The following is a 20,511-nucleotide window of genomic DNA, read 5'->3' on the forward strand; positions in this document are numbered from 1 at the left end:
TTTCCCAAGCATAACCTGAGATGAAAGTGACGTGACATAACAAGACAAGAGTTGTTAGGAAGATGAATCAACAAAAACAAGCTTTTTTAGAACAATACAAACACCTCGATGCAATGGTCAAAGCGCAAACCGAACCCATCGCTATTGTGGGGATGGGCTGTCGTTTTCCCGCAGGAGTCAATGATTCCGCAAGTTATTGGCAGTTATTGGTTAATGGCATCGATGCAGTAACAGAAATTCCTCTAGAACGTTGGAATATTGCCGACTATTATCACCAAGATGCCGATGTTCCGGGGAAAATGTATAGTCGGGAAGGGGCATTTTTAGACAAAGTTGACGAATTTGACCCAGCTTTCTTCGGCATCTCACCCCGGGAAGCCGCCGCCATGGATCCGCAACAACGGTTACTGTTAGAAGTCTGTTGGGAATCCCTAGAAAATGCGGCTATTGCGCCAGAAAGTTTGATTAATAGTCAAACTGGCGTATTTATGGGCATTTTTCGCGATGATTATGCCCAATTGTGTTTTCATCAAGGCGTAGTCAATCACATTGATGCTTACAACAGTTTAGGAACCAGTCGCGCTATTGCCGTCGGCAGAATCTCTTATCTATTTGGGTTTCACGGTCCGACTCTGCAAATTGATACGGCCTGTTCCTCCTCCCTCTTAGCAGTACATTTGGCCTGTCAAAGTCTGCGCGGCCAAGAATGTAATCTCGCTTTAGCGGGGGGTGTGAATCTGATGTTAACCCCGGCCACTGCGATTAGTAATTGTAAGTTAAAAGCCGTTTCTCCCCAGGGTCGCAGTAAAACCTTTGATGCTTCGGCCGATGGTTATGGTCGGGGCGAAGGTTGCGGTGTCGTGGTCTTAAAACGTCTCAGTGATGCTCTCCGAGATGGCAATCTTATTTTCGCCCAAATTCGCGGTTCGGCTGTCAATCACGATGGAAAAAGTAATGGCTTAACCGCCCCCAATGGTCAGGCACAGGAAGCTTTACTCAGACAAGCCCTCGAAAGAGCGAAAATTCAACCTAAAGATCTGCAATACGTCGAAGTTCACGGTACAGGTACATCTTTAGGAGATCCCATCGAGGTTTTATCCTTAGGGAAAATTTATGGCCGGGGTCATAGCCAAGATAATCCCCTGATTTTGGGAACCGTGAAAACTAATATGGGGCATCTGGAAGGGGCTGCGGGGATTGCAGCGTTAATTAAGACAGTTTTACAGCTACAAAATCAGCAAATCGCCCCTAATCTTCATTTTAAGAACCCTAATCCCTATATTCCCTGGGAAAAACTGCCGGTCAAAATCCCCACCACTCTTACCCCTTGGTTGGTCAGAGAAGGAGTCCGACGGGCTGGAGTGAGCGCTTTTGGGATGAGTGGGACTAACGTCCATTTAATCGTGGAGGAAAGCAATTTTGAGCGGCTTGGTGACGAAAAACCTCATTTAGAACGTCCTTGTCATTTAATTACCCTTTCGGCGAAAAGTGAGCCAGCCTTACGGGAATTAGCTCAACGCTACTACGATTTTTTAGGTCAAAATTCCCAGACGGTCATGGCAAATCTGGCCTATACCGCTAATACTGGGCGATCGCATTTTGAGCATCGTTTAGCTATTCCCTTTCTGGCTCAAAAACAGCTTGAGCAAGCTTTAAAAGACTTTATTAGGGGTGAAAATCGCTTTTCAGGTCAAAAAAGTCTTTTAACCTCGAAAAAAGCCCCTAAACTGGCTTTTATGTGTACGGGACAGGGTTCACAGTATCCCGGAATGGCTAGGGAACTCTACGAAACGCAACCGACTTTTCGCCAAACTTTAGAGAAATGTGACGAAATTTTACGGAGCTATGGGGTGAAATCCTTACTGCAAGTGTTATATGGGGACGAAAAAACCAGTCAGTTGATTAATCAGACTTTTTACAGTCAAATTACCCTATTTTCTCTGGAATATGCCCTTGCTCAACTCTGGTTATCTTGGGGAGTGAAACCCGATGCTCTCATCGGTCATAGTTTAGGGGAATATGTGGCCGCTTGTTTAGCGGGAGTCTTTAGCTTAGAAGACGGTTTGAAGTTAATTGCCCATCGGGGACGCTTAATGCAGACATTACCGAAAAACGGCATAATGGCGGCAATTTTTACCGATTCCGACAGCGTGACCAATCATCTCAGGAAGATTAGGGGCATCTGTACCATTGCTGCGGTCAATAGTCGAGAAAATACAGTCATTTCTGGCGAAACTGAGGCTATTAACCATTTAATCGCTAACTTTAATCAGAGAGGCATTGAAAGTCAGACTTTAGCTGTTTCCCATGCTTTCCATTCTCCCTTAATGACGGGTATGGTGGGAGAATTTGCCAAGATTGCCGAAACTATCACCTATAATTCCCCGCGTCTCCCCCTTATTTCTAACCTGACTGGGGATGTTATCGATGCAGAGATAGCAACTTCCCAATATTGGGTTAATCATCTACTGTCTCCCGTAGAGTTTGCCCGGGGTATAGAAAGATTAGGAGAGTTAAATACGGAAATATTCCTAGAAATTGGTGCCAAAACCACCTTAATTAGCCTAGGTCAGCAAAATCTCCCCGACCAAGGTCTCTGGTTAGCTAGTTTATCCCCAAAACAGTCGAATTGGGAAACCCTGCTCCAAAGTTTAGCGACCCTTTATGTAAAAGGGGTCAAAATTGACTGGAATGGATTCGACCTGGATTATTTACGCGAAAAAATCCCCTTACCGACCTATCCCTTCCAAAGAAAACGCTATTGGTTAGATTACATTGATTCTCAGCTAAAAACCCCGACAGCAGCAGCTTTCCACCCTCTCCTACAGCAACCGCTGCATCTATTGGGGTCAAAGGATGTCCACTATCAATCCTCTCTTTCTCCCTGCTCTCCCAGCTATCTGCAAGAACATCAAGTTTTTGGCCAGGTAGTTTTCCCAGCCGCAGCCTATCTAGAGATGATTATAGTAGCAGCTGGTCAACAATATCCCAATCAGCAGTTCACTATTGGTCAATTGAGTCTGAATCGACCCTTAATTTTCTCAGAAAACCAGAGTAAAAAGGTACAGTTAAGCTTACTAGCGGGGGGACAATTTCAGATTCTCAGTCTTGGGGAAGGGGAAGTTTCCCTACTGCATCTATCGGGTAATTTAACCAATGAAAACCAGGACTTACCCAGCTGCAATTGGACAGATATCCGGAACCGTTGTCACCAAAAAATCGAAATTGCACAGCATTATCAGGACTGTTCAAGTAAAGGAGTGAACTACGGGGAAAGTTTTCGAGTTATCCAGGAACTTTACCGCAATCAGTCCGAAATTGTCGCAAAAATTCAACTTTCTTCCCATCTACTCTCGCAAGCGGTGGATTACCAGCTACATCCTGTCTTACTTGATGGTTGCTTTCACGCTATGTCGGCACTATTTCCCGCGGGGAATAGCACCTATCTTCCCACTAATATTGACCGATTGACCTTTTCGGGAGTTAAGGACACCTCTATATACTGTCATGGTCGCTTCAGCCATAGCAATTTGCAAAACGGCATCTTAATCGCTGATTTGACTATTTTCAGCGAATCGGGTCAATTAATTAGCCAAATTGACGGATTAACTTTTCAACAGGCCCGGCCAGAAACCCTCTTTTCCCAGACCAACGACCTCAAGGATAGTTTATACGAAATTACTTGGCAAGCCACGGACTTGACGGGAATGGATTGGACAGAAACAGGAGATTGGTTAATTTTTGCTGACAAAAAGGGAGTGGGGCAACAATTAGCCGAAAAATTGGCGCAACAAGGGCATAGATGCCAACTTATCACCGAAAACAATCGCCAGACTTGGCAATATCTCCTCAAAAAACCCTATCAAGGTCTAATTTATCTCTGGGGAATCGATGACGACCAAGCTTTAGAAAATAATCAAAACCTAGCCGCCACTCAAGAGCGAATTTGTGGAACTTTGCTGGAAATAGTGCAAGAACTAGGCAAAATAGAGGTTAATTACTCTCCTCGCCTCTATATTGTCACCCAATCGGCTCAATACATTCCTTCTCAACCCACAGTGATTGCCCTTGCCCAAAGTTCCCTCTGGGGATTAGGACGGACTATTGCCCTAGAACACCCAGAATTGCGCTGTCTGTGTCTAGATGGAGATAAATTTCAGGATAGCCACACCTTAGCCCTAGAGGTGTTCCAATCTTTACAAAGTTCGGAGGAGGAAAATCAAATCGTTTGGCGGCAAGGCCAGAGCTATGTGGCTCGTTTAGGGCGATTTATCCCGAAATCGTCGCTAAAAAACCGAGAAATTGCCGAAAATGCCACCTATCTTATTACTGGTGGTCTAGGGGCCTTAGGGCAGCAAGTGGCTAATTGGTTAAGGAAAAAAGGAGCAAAATCCCTCGTCTTACTAAGTCGCCGGGGAATAACTCCAGAAACCCAGCCAATTATAGACCAATGGCGACAAGAGGGAACCAATGTAGAAGTTTTTGCCGCCGACGTTAGCGACTTTGGCCAAATGCGTCGGGCTTTTGAGATAATCGAGCAACAGTTACCCCCCTTAAAAGGCATTATTCACACGGCCGGGGTGTTAGAGGATGCCAGCTTATCCAAACAGACTTGGGAGAAATTTGAGCGCGTCTTTTCCCCCAAAATACTCGGCGCTTGGAATTTGCATCTCCTCAGTCAAGAAGTGGATTTAGACTGGTTTATTAATTTTTCCTCGATGGCCTCGGTTTTAGGGTCTTCTGGACAGAGTAATTATGCTAGCGCTAATGCCTTTTTAGATAGTCTAGCCCATTATCGTCAAGCGCAAGGACTGCCGGCCCTGACTATTAATTGGGGACCCTGGGCAGAGGGTGGTATGGCGGAAAATTTAGACGAAAAAGCGAAAAAAAGGCTAATTAAACAGGGTTTTACCCCTCTTGATCCCCAAAAATGTTTGCATCTCCTCGAAACATTGCTGACGACTTCTCGGACACAGGTAACTGTCGCTTCTCTCAATTGGAATAGCTTTTTTAACAGTTTCGAGAATCAAAAAATTCCGCCTTTATTACGAGATTTCCAGAGTTTTTCAGCCCAAAAATTAACCACAGAAAATAATTTTCTTGATGTCTTAAGGACAGTACCAATTGAGGAGCGTTTTGCGGCTTTGACTGCTCATGTTCAAGGGATTGTAGCGGAAATTCTCGCTATTCCGGCTAGAGAATTTACCCAAGTTGACCAAGGTTTTTTTGAGTTGGGAATGGATTCTTTAATGACGGTGGAATTACGCAATCGTTTAGCCAAGGATTTAGGTAAATCTCTGGCGGCAACTATCACTTTTAAATACCCAACAGTGACCAGTTTGGTCGATTATCTAGTAGCTGAAGTTATTGACCTTGACTTTAGTTTAAAACCCTTAGCAATAGGAGCAAATCAAGATAACAATCTTGATCCCCTCAACGAAGAAGATTTATCCCTAGAAGAATTGTCCGATTTACTGCTACAGGAGTTAAATTCCTTAAGCTAGAAAAGCAGACCTCAAACCCTATCTAAATAACCTGTTTACCATGACACAAACACCTGCCAAAACCGATCAAATGAGCTTAATAAAAGATGCCTTAAATCAAATTAAGGTCTTAAAAACTAAGCTACATACCCTAGAAAAAGCCAAAAATGAACCAATTGCAATTATTGGTATGTCCTGTCGCTTTCCCCAGGGAGCTAATTCCCCGGAAACTTTTTGGGAATTATTGCAATCAGGAACCGATGCCATCAGCGAAATTCCGCCACAACGCTGGAATATTGACAATTATTACGATCCTAAACCCGATGCAAGGGGAAAAGTCTATACCCGTCACGGTGGCTTCTTAAATCAACCGATAGATCAATTTGACGCTGGTTTTTTTGGTCTTTCTCCCCGGGAGGTGGCACAAATGGATCCGCAACAGCGATTACTGCTGGAACTAGCCTGGGAAGCTCTGGAAAATGCGGGAATATCACCCTTAAATCGGCGAGGAAGTCAAACGGGGGTATTTATCGGCATGATGACTCAAGATTACTCCCATTTTAGCCATCATCCCGATCTGATTGATGCCTATACGGGAACGGGAAATGCTAAAAGTGTAGCTTCGGGACGTTTATCCTATCTTTTTGGATTTCATGGCCCAACTTTAACGGTTGATACTGCTTGTGCCTCCTCTTTAGTCGCTGTTCATTTAGCTTGCCAAAGTTTACGCAATAACGAGTGTGAAGTTGCCCTAGCCGGGGGAGTCAACCTAATGTTAACCCCCTTCGTTACTATCATGGAATCCCGCGCCCAGATGTTGTCTCCTGACGGTCGTTGTAAAACCTTTGATAGAACAGCGAATGGCTATGTACGGGGAGAAGGCGGCGGTATTATAGTTTTAAAGTCTTTATCTGCGGCTATTCGGGATAATAACTTGATTTTAGGACTAATTAAAGGTTCGGCCGTTAACCATGGCGGTACGAGTAGCGGTTTAACAGTTCCCAATCAACTTAGTCAAGAACAATTGATTCGTCAAGCTTTAAAAAATGCTCAGGTAAAGCCAGAGGACATTAGCTATATTGAGGCCCATGGCACTGGCACTTCTTTGGGCGATCCCATTGAATTAGGTGCATTATCGACAGTTTTTGCTAAAAATCTCCAACCAGTTTGGGTTGGTTCCGTCAAAACCAATATCGGCCATCTAGAAGCGGCCGCAGGTATTGCCGGACTAATGAAAGTGATTTTATGCTTGCAACATCGACAAATTGCCCCCCATCTCCACTTCCAACAACCGACACCCCATCTAGACTGGGAAAATCAACCGCTGAAAGTTCCGACTAAAAACCGTGAATGGGTTAGTGAAAATTCTTCTCGTTTAGCTGGAGTTAGTTCTTTTGGCTTAAATGGCACTAATGCCCATATTATTCTCGAAGAATACCCTTACGAACCTGAAACGACTGCGGCACCTGATTCATCGCCCTATCTGTTCACCCTCTCAGCCAAGACCGAATCGGCTTTAATCAAACTAGCCCAAAAATACGCAAATTACCTAGAAAATGCCAAAAATATTGCTTTAAGCTCCATTTGTGCTACTAGCAATCGCAGTCGCTCCCAATTACCCCATCGTTTCACCTGTGTTGTCTCTAGTCACTGCCAACTTCAAGAAAAATTAACCGCTTTTGTTCAAGGTGAACCGAGTTCTTTTCGCCAAAAAAGTGAATTTAGTGGCAAAAATCGGGCAAAAATTGCCTTTCTCTTTCCGGGACAGGGTTCTCAATACCCCGGTATGGGAAAGGAACTATACCAATCCTATCCTCTATTTCGTCAAACAATCGATCGCTGTGCTGAGATTCTCCGTCAATATGGGGACTATTGCCTAACGGAGATTATTGACCAAGAAAATCATCTCAATCAAACTTTTTACAGCCAACCTGCCCTATTTGCTCTCGAATACGCCCTTTTTAAACTCTGGGAATCCTGGGGAATTAGCCCCCATGGAGTTATGGGTCATAGTTTAGGGGAATATGTGGCCGCCTGTGTTGCTGGAGTCTTTAGTTTAGAAGATGCCTTAAAATTAGTCTTCTATCGGGCTAAATTGATGGATTCTGTGGGAAAAAGTGGTTCAATGGTCGTTATCTCGGCTAGTGAAGCTGAAATTACTCCCTTAATTGCCCCCTATCAATCTCAGGTAGCTATTGCCGCTATTAATGGTCAGGATAATATTGTCCTGTCCGGTGCTGCAGAGACCATAGAAACCCTGGTAAAACAGCTTCAGGTCAAAAATCTGAAAATTACCCGGTTAAATGTCTCTCAAGCCTTTCATTCCCCTCTGATGGAGGAGATTTTAGACGAGTTCCGACAAATTGCTGAAACTATCACCTATCATCCCCCCCAACGAGCCTTAATTTCTAACCTTAATGGCAACTTAGTCAATTTTGAGGTCACTACTCCCGATTATTGGTGTCGTCATCTCCGGTCTTCTGTTCGCTTTGCCGATGGGATAAAAACCTTACTGGACAACGGTTATGAGCTATTTGTCGAATGCGGCTCCCATCCCGTTTTATCGGGCATGGGCAGCCTACTGGATAAAAATTATTCTTGTCTTTGGTTGCCCAGTTTGCGTCGTCAAACCTCTGACCGACAACAGATCCTCGAGAGTGTCAGTCAGCTTTATCTGCGGGGATTCGCCCTGAATTGGCAAGAGATAACGGCCAATCAAGACAGTAAACCCTGTATCTTACCGACCTACACCTTTGAAAGAAGTAGTTATTGGCTAAAAACAGGCGACTTGACCGCAGAAGAAGCGCAATTATTGCCTGAATTGTCGAAATATCTCCTAGAAACACCGCCGCAACCGCCAGAAGTTGTCAAAACCACCACTGCATCATCTTCTGGTCATCTAATTACCCTTGACTCTTTGTTGGCCACACCCGCAGAGAAACAGCTTAAACAACTAGAAACCTACATTATCGGTGTTTTAGAACAGATTACTGGTTTATCCGTGGTCAAGCTACATACCAAGCAACCGCTCTCTAGTTTAGGCTTAGATTCTCTCATGTCCAGTCAATTACGACGTCAACTAGAGGAGGATTTAAAAATTATTGTTCCCGTGGAATACCTAGCGGGATTGAGTATTGAGCAGTTTTTACCGCAAATATTCAACTTAATCACCCAAAACTCCCAACCTGCAACTAGCAACAAAACTCCTCTCCCCTCAAAACAGAAAAAACCAATCAAGACGACTAAAGCCGAAAATATCTCTAATGATCCGAAACTTTGGCTAATTCGCAAACAAGCTAATCCTAACGCCCACATTCGTCTATTTTGTTTTCCCTACGCCGGTGGGGGTGCCTCCCTATTCCAAAATTGGCTGAATTACTGCCCCAAGCAAGTGGAATTGTGGGCGATTCAACTACCCGGACGCGAAACGCGTCTTCAGGAAACTGCGATTACATCGCTAAAATCCCTGATTAATCGTCTCATTCCGATTCTGACTCCCTATTTAGACCAACCTTATGCTTTTTTTGGTCATAGCATGGGTTCTTTAATCAGTTTTGAATTAACCAGAGAATTAGCTAAAACTCGGCAAAATCTACCCCAACATTTATTTATGTCTGGATTTCGAGCGCCTCACATTGTCAATCCTGATTTACCCATTCATCGTCTGGGAGATGAGCAATTTTTAACAGCTTTAGGTCATTTTCAAGGAACCCCAGAAACTCTCCTCAAAAATCCCGATTTAATGGCGGCTTTTTTGCCAATTTTACGAGCAGATTTCAAACTCCTAGAGACCTATTCTTATCAACAAGGTCAACCCTTAAATTGTCCTATTACCGTTTTTGGAGGTCACAACGATGCCAAGGTTTCTGCCGATCAATTACAACAATGGCAACTGCAAACCAATCAAGATTTTGTCCTGCATACCTTACCGGGAGGACATTTCTTTATCAATCAACATACGGAGAAAATTATGAAAATAATTTGCCAAAGTTTACGAGAGTTTCCTGAACAAATGACTGCCTAATCAACCAATTACTCAAGGGAGAAAAATCATGACTTTAGATTACAAAGAGCAATACTGTATTATTGGGGCTGGTGCCGCAGGATTAGCGGCGGCTAGAGCCTTAAGCAAAGCCAAAATTCCCTTTAATGTTATCGAATCTGCCCAGGATGTTGGGGGTATTTGGATTTATGATCGTCCCGATAGTCCAATGTATAAAAATACACATCTAATTGGTCATAAAACCACACAACCTTTTTCCGATTTTCCCATGCCAAAAGATTACCCAGATTATCCCAATCATCGGTTAGTCTATGAATATCTTCGCAATTATGCCGCTCATTTCAATCTCTATGATTTTATGGAATTTAATCTCAGCGTGGAGAAAGTAAAAAAGGTGGGTAACTTTTGGGATGTCACCCTTAGCAACCAAGAAACCAGACGATACCGAGGAGTTTTAATCGCTAGTGGTTATCATAGTAAACCGAATATTCCTCAATTTTCTGGGCATTTTGACGGGGAAATTATCCATTCAAAAGATTATGATAATCCCGCTCAACTAAATGCTAAAAAAGTCCTAGTAGTTGGAGCGGGACAATCAGCCATGGATTTAGTCGTCGAAGCGGCTATTAATGGCAGTAAAACTTTCCATAGTACCCGTCGTGGCTTTCTCTGTATGCCGAAATTTTTGTTCGGTTTGCCCCCAGAATGGGTGATGATTAACACGCCAATCATGAATCTAATTCCAGCGCAAGAACACATGAAAATGATGGCTTTATTATCACCAATAGCTCTATTCTTACAAGGAGTTAATCTCAAAAAACTCAATATTCCGACAGACTGTAAAAGTAACGGTCTAATTATTCCCAACAGTGACCAACAAATCTATCGTTATTATGTGCATGGAGATGTCACCCATAAGCCTAATATCCAAGAATTAGACGGAAAGAATGTTATTTTTGCCGATGGCAGTACAGAAGAAATTGATCTGATTATCTACGCCACTGGTTACAAAATTGAATTTTCTTTTATTGACAAATCGGATTTAAATTGGCAAGAAGGAACCACCCAGCCCAACCTCTATATGAATGTTTTTCACCCAGAGGAAAATAACCTGTTTGTCATCGGAATGGTTCATCCCACTGGCACCCACTGGCGAGTATTTGAAGAACAAAGTAATTTAGTGGCCGCTTATCTACAAGCTCAGGATAAAAAATCCCGGTTTGTCTATAAATTTGAAAAGCTAAAACGTCAAATTAGCTCCAATTTAAGCACCGACAATAAACACCATAGCGGTACTCACTCCTTAGTGATTGACAAATTGGGTTATATACGCCAAGCCCAAGGATTAGCTCGCCGATTACTGGCTTAAATCTCCCACGATAATTTACCCCCTGAAATCCCTCTCTCTTAACTCCAATGCCCTACATTATTGAGACAGCTACCGGTTTTCCAGAACATTACTATCCCCAAGAGGTTCTAGAAGTCAATATCAGAAATCATTGTGCTAATCTTCTTCAAGATTATTGCCGAGAAAATCATCTTGACTTCCAGGAACAAACCTTTTTTGATTTAGAACAAATTCATCGTTTTTTCAGTAATGTCAAAATTCAAGGGCGATACTTCACCATTCCCCTAGATGAATTCGATGCCGATAATCCTCCCGGAATCGCCCAACCCTTTCGTCAAATGGTCGATCTAACTATGGATTTAGTAACATCGACAGTAACTAATTTGCTCAAAAAAGCCGCTCTTTCTCCCAAAGAAATCTCCCTAGTTACTTCCGTTACTGTTCTTCCTTCCGTTCCTTCCCTAGAAAGTTTACTCCTCAATCGTCTAGATTTTTCCCTCGATATCAAGCGGCAAGCGTTATCGGGTGTCGGCTGTTTGGGAGGCGCCCAAGGATTAGCCAGAGTAAACGATTATCTGCAAGGACATCCCACCGAAGCAGCGATTTTGTTTACCACCGATCCCTCCTCTGGCCTTTGGCAAGGGTCAATTCATAGCGATTTAACGGAATTATTGGGACAATTACCCGAAGATCCGTCTCAATATAGCAATATCATTATGACCCTTGTGGTAGCGGCTTTATTTGGCGATGGAGTCGGTACTGTTCTCTTAGCGGGAGATGAACATCCCTTAGTCAAGCAAGGTAAAGCAAAACTGAAGATTATCGGCACTCAATCGCTGTTAATGCCCCACACAGAGCATTTAATGGCATTGCCTTTAACAGACTACGGTTTTCGCCAAATTCTTCGCCCAGAAGTCTCTGATTACGTCAAGGGTGGGGTGAGAAAAGCGGTGACATCTTTACTGGAAAAAATAGGAGTTTCCCTCGAGGAAATTGTCTGTTGGATGGTGCATCCGGGAGGTCCAAAGATTCTCGATGCAATAGTTGAAGAATTCCAGTTAGAACCGGATGTTTTACAGGTTAGTTGGGATATTTTGGCGGAAATTGGCAATATTGCCTCTGCTACTATCCTCTGCATTCTCGATGAAACCCTTTCCCGTCCCCATCCTCCCACGGGTTCCTACGGATTAATAATTTCCATGGGGCCAGGATTTGCTCAAGAAGCCATTTTAGTTCAATTCTAAGGATATTTAAGGATGTTAAGCCAAATAGTTTTCATTGCCCTGATTAGTTACATTATTGTCCAACGAGTGCGCGTTACTCGTCTGAGTAAACAGAATATGGCCAAAGTCTTAGCGGAAGGTGGCAAACTGCATAGTTCTAATTATGTGGGATTCGTCAAGATTTTCCAATCTAGCTGGATGCTTTGCATGATTGGGGAAGTTTATCTGCTCGATCGACCTTTTATTCCAGCATTGGCTTTATTTTCCCTAATTACTACCTTTTTAGCTCAAAAGCTCCGCTATGCCTCCATTGAAGCTTTAGGCGATCGCTGGATTCATCAGGTGGTCACGGTTCCTCAGACATCCGTGATCGACAATGGCATTTATCAATATATCCGTCATCCTAACTGGTGGGCGATGATCACGGAATTAGCGGTGGTTCCCCTGTTTCATACCGCTTATCTGACATCTATAGTCTTTAGTCTCCTGAATGCTTGGTTATTAATCCAACGCATTCCGGCTGAAGAAGAAGCTTTAAGTCAAGACACCAATTATCAAGCAGTTTTCGCCAATACTCCCCGTTTTATTCCTAGTTTTAGCGCAATTTTCTCTCGCAAACAGCAACCGCTTAAAAGTTAATTGCCACGGATAGCAGGGCCGGTTCCCTAGGGCCCTTTAATTACCTCTCATACCTGAATTTCAAGGAGAAAGAAAATACTATGGACTCTCTAATTGTTTCCGAAAATATTATTAGCGACAATTTAACTAACGCTCTACAAGAATGGGAAAATTTATTAGGCTCCGAATATGTCAGCACCGATAACAAAAAACGCCTAGAAGCCGAGACCGCTACCTACGAAACCCATGCTAAAATCCCGGCAATTATTCGCCCAGGTAATCGTCAAGAAGTCCAAGAATCTCTAAAAATTGCTAATCGCTACCAAACCCCTGTCTATCCTATTAGTACAGGTAAAAATTGGGGCTATGGTTCGCGAGTTCCTAGCTGCACTGGTTCGGTTTTAATGGATTTGAGTCGATTAAATCGGATTTTGGATTACAATGAAACCCTAGCTTATGTAACTATTGAAGCGGGTGTTACTCAGCGACAACTCTACGATTTTTTGCAAAAAAATGGCAATAAATTATTAATGAGTGTCACCGGTTCGACTCCTGATTCTAGTATTATTGGCAATGTTCTCGAACGGGGTGAAGCCAAAGGACCTTTGGGAGATCGCTTTAATCATGTCTGTGGAATGGAAGTAGTTTTGCCCACCGGTGAATGTGTTCATACGGGATTTAATCGCTTTGAAAACTCCCAAATAGGGGCGGTCAATCGTTGGGGAGTTGGTCCCTATTTTGATGGAATTTTCACGCAATCTAACCTGGGAATTGTCACCAAAATGACTTTTTGGTTAACGCCCTATCCTCAATATTTTCAGGCTTTTTTCTATAGCATCGATCAAGAAAATAAATTAGAGTTATTGATCGATAAACTACGTCAACTGAAAATGGCAGGGGTAATTAAAACGACCTTCCACATTAATAATAACTACCGAATGTTGTCTATTCAACAACAATATCCCTGGCAGGAATGCCAAGAAAAAACTCCTTTACCCCCCGATTTATTAGAACAATTAAGTCATCAATGGGGCGGCGGTGTGTGGATAGGAGAAGGTGCTTTATATTCCGCTTCACCAGAACAAGGAAAAGTCGAAAGAAACCTAATTGAAAAAGCCTTGAAAGGAATTGTCAATAAACTTATGTTTTTTGATGAAAATAAGTTCAAAATGGCCAGCAAAATGAGTCCGATTTTTAAAGTATTTACTGGTGTGGAAATTAAGGACAAGGTGGATTTAATTTATCACAAAAATCCCCAACGAGGAATGATTACTGAAAAAGTCCTGAAGATGGCCTATTGGCGCAAAAAAACGCCTCCCACCGATAAGTTGAATTTAGACCTGGATGCCTGTGGCATGATTTGGTGTGTTCCCGCTGTTCCTTTTCTGGGAAATCATCTCAGAAATGCTCTCAATATTATCAGCAGCATCGCTCAAAAATATGGTTATGAACCCAATATCGGTATTAACTGTATTACCGAGCGCAATATCAACATCAATGCTGCCATTTTTTATGATCGATTGCTAGAAGGCGAAGACCAAAAAGCCTTAAATTGTCACGATGAAATGTTGGCAGAATTGATCAATCAAGGCTATTATCCCTATCGTCTTAGTACCCACTCTATGAATAGTTTACCCGCAGCCCAAGACGATTATAGTTGCTTAATCCAAAAAATTAAAGACAGCTTGGATCCCAATCACATTCTCTCACCTGGTCGCTACGAATTTCCTTAAATAAGTCTAACAATCTACTGCTAACTGCCCATCTCTCCCCCAATTCTAATGACTTCTAGCACTTCTAGCAAATGGCAACATCTCCGAATAGATTATCTTCCGTATATCACTGGTTGGTTTGGTAACTTTATCGTTAATAATGCCCTTCTAACCATGCTAATCTATCGCTACGACCCTGGCATTCCCAATGACTATAACTTATCCATTTTATTGCCCTCTGCTTTAGTGGGGATAGCGATAATGATTAGCCGTATTGCTGGAGCTTTTGTGCAGCCAGTGATCGGTTATTTTTCCGATCGCTTTTGGAGTCCTTGGGGCAAAAGAAGACCATTTATACTGGCCAGTTTACTCCCTTTAATTGGTGGTTTTATCCTATTGTTTAATCCCCCTGATAACTTAAATCAAACCACTTACTTCATTTATTTAGTCACCATGCTTTGGGTGTTTTATGTGGGCATGGCATCCTATCATGTTCCCTATTTAGCCTGGTTGCCCACTTTAGCTAAAAGCCCAGAAGCAAGGGTTAAATTATCAACTCAAATCGGAATTTTTGGTTTAATTGGTGCCACAATTGGTGGAATTATTGCCCCTTGGTTAACTGATAGTTATGGCTTTCAAGGCATGGGGATTGCTATTAGTCTTATTGGGGTAATTACCCTAGCTATGCCCTTACTAGAAAAAGAAGAATATACTCCTTCTAAAGGGAAATATCCTAACTTTAAAACCACCTTAACGGCGGCTTTTACCAATCGGACTTTTTGTATCTATATGATCACCATGATTTTGGCGTGGATGGTGATTAGTATTATCTCGGTGATTCCGACTTTTTTAGTAATTGCTCTCCTCAAACGAGAGGTAAGTTTTGCCGCCGTGATTAATACTATTATCGTGGGGAGTGCCTTGGCTGGATTTACCCTAGTTTTACCCTTAGCGCAAAAATATGGCAAAAAACTGGTTTTTCAAGGTTCTTTAATCTGGGTTGGCTTGGGTATGATTGCCATGGCCTGTGGTCGCTTTTGGTGGCAAGATTCTTTGATTCCTTGGTTAATCCTTTCGATCATCGCTAATTTAGCCCTAGCCAGCTTTTTTAGTCTGCCAAATGCCATGTTATCGGACATTATCGATCAAGATGCGGAGCAACAAGGAATGGGACGAGAAGCAATATTTTTTGGCACTAGGGGGCTACTAATTCAATTTAGCCAAGGTGCGGGGTCTTTTCTAACAGGATTGCTCCTTTCTTTCGGGAAAACTCCTGATAACCCCTGGGGGGTACAAATTGCCTTTTTGTGCGCCGGTATATTATCCCTAGCAGCGGCTTTTGTCCTCCGGTCTTATGCGATCAAAAAATAGTTCTTTCCTCGCTAATCTGTTATTACTTTTGACTAAACCCTACTCATTTGGAACTGGATTATGACTTCCCCCAATCCCATCACTAAACAGCAAGAAACTGCTATCAAAAAACTGCGATTGCCCTGGCGATTAATTATTACTGGTATCCTGGCGGCCACCTCGGTTTTTGCCTATCCTACCCTGCGTAATGTCCTCTTAGAAGACACCTCTGAATCCACCACCTCAAAAGAAACCGCTTCGTTAGCAATCGATAAGGGCAAGACGGCAGCCTTACCGGTGCGAACCTTAACTTTAACTCCTGTCACCCATCACCAAGAACCGCGCCGTTATACGGGTAATATTGTGGCTAAACGGACAAGTGAACTAGGATTTGAGCGTTCCGGACAATTAATTAGTTTATTGGTTCAAGAGGGTCAAGAGGTACGCCGAGGTACTTTAATTGCTACTCTAGATACACGCAATTTAGAAGCACAAAAACAAGAACTCATCGCCCAGCGATCGCAAGCCACGGCTAAACTGCAAGAATTACAAGCTGGTTCCAGGAAAGAAAGTATCGCTGCAGCCCAAGCAAAAGTCCGAGATCTCAGGGAACAATTAGCTTTAGCCCAATCTAAATACCAAAGACGGCTAGGATTGTATCAAGAAGGGGCAATTACTAGAGAACAACTCGAAGAAGTGCAAACAGATGTTAATGCACAACAAGCGAGAATTGATGAAGCCCAAAGTCAATTAGATGAACTCAAGGCCGGTACTCGTCCCGAATTAATTTCTCTGCAAAAAGCCGTTATTGACCAATTTGATGCCCAACTGAAGAATATTAAATTAGAGATTGAGAAAAGCCAACTTCAAGCACCCTACGATGGCACTATTGCCCTCCTTCACGTCAATATTGGCACTGTTGTTTCTGCAAGTAATCCGATCGTTCGTTTAGTGGAAAGTAATAAACTGGAAGCGCGTATCGGGATTCCCATTGACCAGTCTGAAAAATTACCAATTGGGAGTAAACATCGTTTAAAAATTGGTGACAAAATAGTAACAGGACAAGTCACTTCAACCCTGCCCCAAATCGATCCGACTACCCGTACCGCCACGGTTATTTTAAGTTTAAATCAGACTCAGGGCCTGATTCCGGGGCAAGTGGTCAGCCTAGAATTATCTCAATCGGTTCCACAATCGGGCTATTGGTTGCCCACAGAAGCTTTAGTACAAGGCACGAGAGGATTATGGTCTTCCTATGTTCTAGGAGAAGCTAATCCCGATAATCCTCGACAATTTACCGTCAAACGCCAAGATTTAGAAGTTCTAGCGATTCAAGGCGATCGCTTGTTGGTGCGCGGGACTCTCACCTCCGGTGATCGGGTGATCGTCGAAGGGGTTCACCGCATCGTACCCGGGCAAATGGTGGAAATTTGGTAGTCAGTGGTCATTAATCAGCTTTATTATCCCTAATAATCTCCAATGAATAACTTATTTGAACGTAAACCTAGATTACTAATTCTTACCTTAATTCTGATTATTGTCTGGGGATTGTCTTCCTTTCAAATTTTGCCGCGCATGGAAGATCCCGAAACAATTAATCGAGGTGCCACCATTACCACCAATTTACCCGGTGCCAGTCCTTATCGGGTCGAATCCCTAGTGACCGAAAAAATTGAACAATCTCTCTCTAGCATCAAAGAAATTAGCCTGATTGAGTCCTCCTCAGAATTAGGGCGTTCCACGGTCAATATTGAACTTAAAGATGAAGTGACTGATGTGGATCCCGTCTGGTCACGCATTCGCGATCGGATTACCGATGTCATCCCGGAACTACCCCCAGAAGCCCAAAGACCCTTATACGAAGAAGGATATAGTAAAGCCTTTAGTTTATTGACTGCCATCCTTTGGGATCTAGATACCGCTCCTAATTACGCTATTTTACGCCGACTTGGCCAAGAACTGTTCGATGAATTAGAAGCCCTTTGGGGAACCGAAAGGGTCGAGTTAGTCGGGGTTCCGGCCGAGGAAATTTTAGTCGAAATCGATCCGGTGAAATTATCCTCCCTGGGCCTAACTGCCGTCGAAGTTGCCCAACAAATTCAAACCAGTGATGCCAAAGTCGCCGCCGGACAACTTCGCAGTAATCGCAATAATTTATTATTGGAAGTCGATACCAGTTTAGAATCACTCTCTCGGATTCGAGCCATTCCGATTCGTTACAGTAATGATGGACAATTTACCCGTTTAGGAGATATCGCTCTAGTTACCAAGGGAATTCAAGAACCACCGCCAGAACTAACCATTATTAACGGTAAACCCGCTATTGTGGTGGCGGCTATGATGGAATCGGGCCAACGCATAGACGAATGGACAGCGGCGGCCCAGGCCAAGTTAGACCTGTTTCGACCCTCTCTCCCCCAAGGTGTGAGCCTCAAGATAATTTTTGCCCAAAATCGTTATGTGGCTAACCGACTCGATGGATTATTCAGCAACATGATCCTAGGGTTACTCTGTGTCATGGGGACAGCTTTTGTGATGATGGGATGGCAGTCCGCCTTGGTGGTGAGTTTATCCTTGCCTTTATCGATCCTGATGGTCTTTGCCGGTATGAATCTCTGGCAAATCCCCCTACATCAAATGTCGGTGACAGGAATTGTTATTGCTTTGGGACTTTTGATCGATAACGCTATTGTGATTGTCGATGAACTGCAAAAAGGACTACGGACCGGAATAGCTCACGAACATATTGTTGCTGAAACCGTTAAACAGTTAGGGATTCCCCTCTTAGCTTCTACCCTAACCACGATTTTGTCTTTTATGCCGATCGCTCTTTTGCAAGGAGGCACTGGCGAATTCGTGCGTACTATCGCCCAAACAGTGATCTTAGCCTTGGTTAGTTCTCTAATTTTGTCCCTAACGATTATTCCTGTCCTCAGTTTACGTTTATATCAACTGACTCATCGCTCGCACCAGACAAAAACCCATTGGTGGGATACGGGAATTAATTTACCGCTCCTAACGGGGTTGTATCGCCAAATTTTGAAGTTGAATCTCTATTTTCCCGTATTAGGTCTGGTTATTGGCTTGATTATCCCAATTACTGGCTTTGTTGTCGCTGGCACTCTCCCAGAAGAATTCTTTCCCCCAGCAGAACGAGATCAGTTAACCCTAGAAATCGAACTGGCCCCCACCACAACCCTAGAAGTAACTCAGGTAAAAGTGGCTCAAGCTGCAAAAATACTGCTAGATCATCAAGAAATTGGGGAAGTTCACTGGTTTTTAGGGCGTAATGCTCCCCCCTTCTACTATAATCTCTCCGATGGCGTCAAAGACTCTCCTAATTTTGCCCAAGCGTTGATTCAACTTCGGCAAGTTTCTGATGAACCCCAATTGATCGAAACCTTACAAAAACAATTAAGTCAAGCTCTACCGATGGCAAGGGTATTAGTCAGCCCCCTAGAACAGGGTCCACCGGTGGGCGCCCCGATCGAAATTAGGGTTTATGGCTCAGAATTGGAGATGTTAAGGAAAATTGGCGAGTCCCTACGGGAAGAACTGGCAAAAATACCCGAAATAACCTATTCTGTTGCTGATTTAAGTGAAATTCAAGCTAAATTAGCCTTAAAAATTAATGAAGAAAAAGCTCGACTAATTGGTTTGGACAATGCGGCGATCGCCAGCCAATTGGATAACCTTTTAGAAGGTTCTGTGGGTGGCTCGATTTTAGAAGCAACGGAAGAATTACCTGTACGAGTCCGAGTCGCTAATCGCGATCGCGAGCAACTGCCACAAATTGCCTCTTTAAATATTCTCGGTAATTCCGCCACTGCTGAACGGGCGAATATTTCCCTTTCCTCCGTGGCAGAATTTGATTTTCTCCCCGAATTAGCCACGATTCCTCGACGAAATGGCAAGCGAATTAATACGGTGAAGGCCTATGTTCAAGCTGATGCGATCGCTGCAACGGTTTTAGACGAATTTCGCCAAAACTTAGAATCGGGCAAATTTTCTCTTCCGCCAGGGTATCGGCTCGAATTTGGCGGAGAGGAAGAAGAAAGAGATACGGCTGTGGCTAATCTAATTGCTAGTGTGGGAGTCTTGGCGATTCTAATGCTATCAACCCTTGTTCTTTCTTTTAACTCCTTCCGTCTTGCTGCCCTAGTTACTGTCGTCGGTATTAGTTCAATTGGACTAGCCTTATTTTCCCTCTGGTTATTTGAATATCCCCTAGGATTCATGTCCATTTTAGGCACTATCGGCTTAATTGGGGTTTCCGTTAATGATTCTATTGTCGTGGTAGCGGCTTTACAAGCTTTACCCCCCCATCTTCAACGCCAACGAAAGGCAATCCGGGAAGTGGTCATTGCTTCCACCCGTCACATTCTCACCACCACCTTAACCACCGTGACGGGATTTGTGCCATTATTCCTCTACGGCGGCGCTTTTTGGGAACCCCTCGCTATCTGTATTTCCATCGGGGTGATCGGAACCACCCTAAGCGCACTGGTATTTGTCCCGTCGGGATGGTACTATCTCGCTCAAGCCCACAAGGTTTCCCCTCTGTCTGTTTCTGAGTAGCTTGATTAAATACCACTTTTGTAGAGACGTTGTCTAGCAACGTCTCTATTGATACTATTAGGGGTCGAGAAGGTCGTCACCGACCTCCCCTCCCATTCAGAACCGTGCATGAGACTTTCACCTCACACGGCTCCTAGTTTGACTGTTCCCTTGTTAAGGATACAGCTTGACTTCTTTTGGTTGTCTTTGTATTATC

9 protein-coding genes are annotated in these 20,511 nt (G+C 43.4%); all 9 read left to right on the forward strand.

Annotation, left to right across the window (positions count from 1 at the left end; all coding sequences use genetic code 11):
* Positions 1–62: 62 nt before the first annotated feature.
* The 9 genes from IM515_RS08305 (at position 63) to IM515_RS08345 (ending at position 20,315) form a co-directional block, all read left to right on the forward strand.
* Positions 63–5,504 (forward strand): type I polyketide synthase, encoded by a 5,442-nt coding sequence (locus tag IM515_RS08305; RefSeq protein ID WP_287630052.1) that lies wholly within the window; start codon positions 63–65, stop codon positions 5,502–5,504.
* 40 nt (positions 5,505–5,544) lie between these two features.
* A complete protein-coding gene (locus IM515_RS08310; RefSeq protein ID WP_287630054.1) occupies positions 5,545–9,507 on the forward strand; it encodes a beta-ketoacyl synthase N-terminal-like domain-containing protein in 3,963 nt (1,320 codons plus the stop codon).
* 28 nt (positions 9,508–9,535) lie between these two features.
* On the forward strand, positions 9,536–10,855 hold the full coding sequence (locus IM515_RS08315; RefSeq protein ID WP_287630055.1) for a flavin-containing monooxygenase: 1,320 nt from the start codon (positions 9,536–9,538) through the stop codon (positions 10,853–10,855).
* 47 nt (positions 10,856–10,902) lie between these two features.
* Positions 10,903–12,078, forward strand: a complete 1,176-nt coding sequence (locus tag IM515_RS08320; protein ID WP_287630056.1) for a type III polyketide synthase — start codon at positions 10,903–10,905, stop codon at positions 12,076–12,078.
* 12 nt (positions 12,079–12,090) lie between these two features.
* Positions 12,091–12,696 (forward strand): isoprenylcysteine carboxyl methyltransferase family protein, encoded by a 606-nt coding sequence (locus IM515_RS08325; RefSeq protein ID WP_287630057.1) that lies wholly within the window; start codon positions 12,091–12,093, stop codon positions 12,694–12,696.
* Positions 12,697–12,776: 80 nt separating this feature from the next.
* On the forward strand, positions 12,777–14,408 hold the full coding sequence (locus IM515_RS08330; protein WP_287630058.1) for an FAD-binding oxidoreductase: 1,632 nt from the start codon (positions 12,777–12,779) through the stop codon (positions 14,406–14,408).
* Between the two features lie 48 nt (positions 14,409–14,456).
* Positions 14,457–15,758, forward strand: a complete 1,302-nt coding sequence (locus tag IM515_RS08335; protein WP_185238587.1) for an MFS transporter — start codon at positions 14,457–14,459, stop codon at positions 15,756–15,758.
* 60 nt (positions 15,759–15,818) lie between these two features.
* Positions 15,819–17,174, forward strand: a complete 1,356-nt coding sequence (locus IM515_RS08340) for an efflux RND transporter periplasmic adaptor subunit (protein WP_287630059.1) — start codon at positions 15,819–15,821, stop codon at positions 17,172–17,174.
* A gap of 42 nt (positions 17,175–17,216) precedes the next feature.
* The gene (locus tag IM515_RS08345) at positions 17,217–20,315 is read left to right on the forward strand and encodes an efflux RND transporter permease subunit (protein ID WP_287630060.1); all 3,099 of its coding nucleotides are present in this window, start codon (positions 17,217–17,219) and stop codon (positions 20,313–20,315) included.
* Positions 20,316–20,511: the final 196 nt, after the last annotated feature.

Origin of the sequence: Microcystis sp. M44BS1, from assembly GCF_020244875.1 — a bacterium.
GTDB classification, from domain to species: Bacteria; Cyanobacteriota; Cyanobacteriia; order Cyanobacteriales; family Microcystaceae; genus Microcystis; species Microcystis panniformis.

Excerpts from the sequence above, each read along its gene's own strand:
- IM515_RS08305 (WP_287630052.1), top strand. The coding sequence starts at position 63 with ATGAATCAACAAAAACAAGCTTTTTTAGAACAATACAAACACCTCGAT.
- IM515_RS08310 (WP_287630054.1), top strand. The coding sequence starts at position 5,545 with ATGACACAAACACCTGCCAAAACCGATCAAATGAGCTTAATAAAAGAT.
- IM515_RS08315 (WP_287630055.1), top strand. The coding sequence starts at position 9,536 with ATGACTTTAGATTACAAAGAGCAATACTGTATTATTGGGGCTGGTGCC.
- IM515_RS08320 (WP_287630056.1), top strand. The coding sequence starts at position 10,903 with ATGCCCTACATTATTGAGACAGCTACCGGTTTTCCAGAACATTACTAT.
- IM515_RS08325 (WP_287630057.1), top strand. The coding sequence starts at position 12,091 with ATGTTAAGCCAAATAGTTTTCATTGCCCTGATTAGTTACATTATTGTC.
- IM515_RS08330 (WP_287630058.1), top strand. The coding sequence starts at position 12,777 with ATGGACTCTCTAATTGTTTCCGAAAATATTATTAGCGACAATTTAACT.
- IM515_RS08335 (WP_185238587.1), top strand. The coding sequence starts at position 14,457 with ATGACTTCTAGCACTTCTAGCAAATGGCAACATCTCCGAATAGATTAT.
- IM515_RS08340 (WP_287630059.1), top strand. The coding sequence starts at position 15,819 with ATGACTTCCCCCAATCCCATCACTAAACAGCAAGAAACTGCTATCAAA.
- IM515_RS08345 (WP_287630060.1), top strand. The coding sequence starts at position 17,217 with ATGAATAACTTATTTGAACGTAAACCTAGATTACTAATTCTTACCTTA.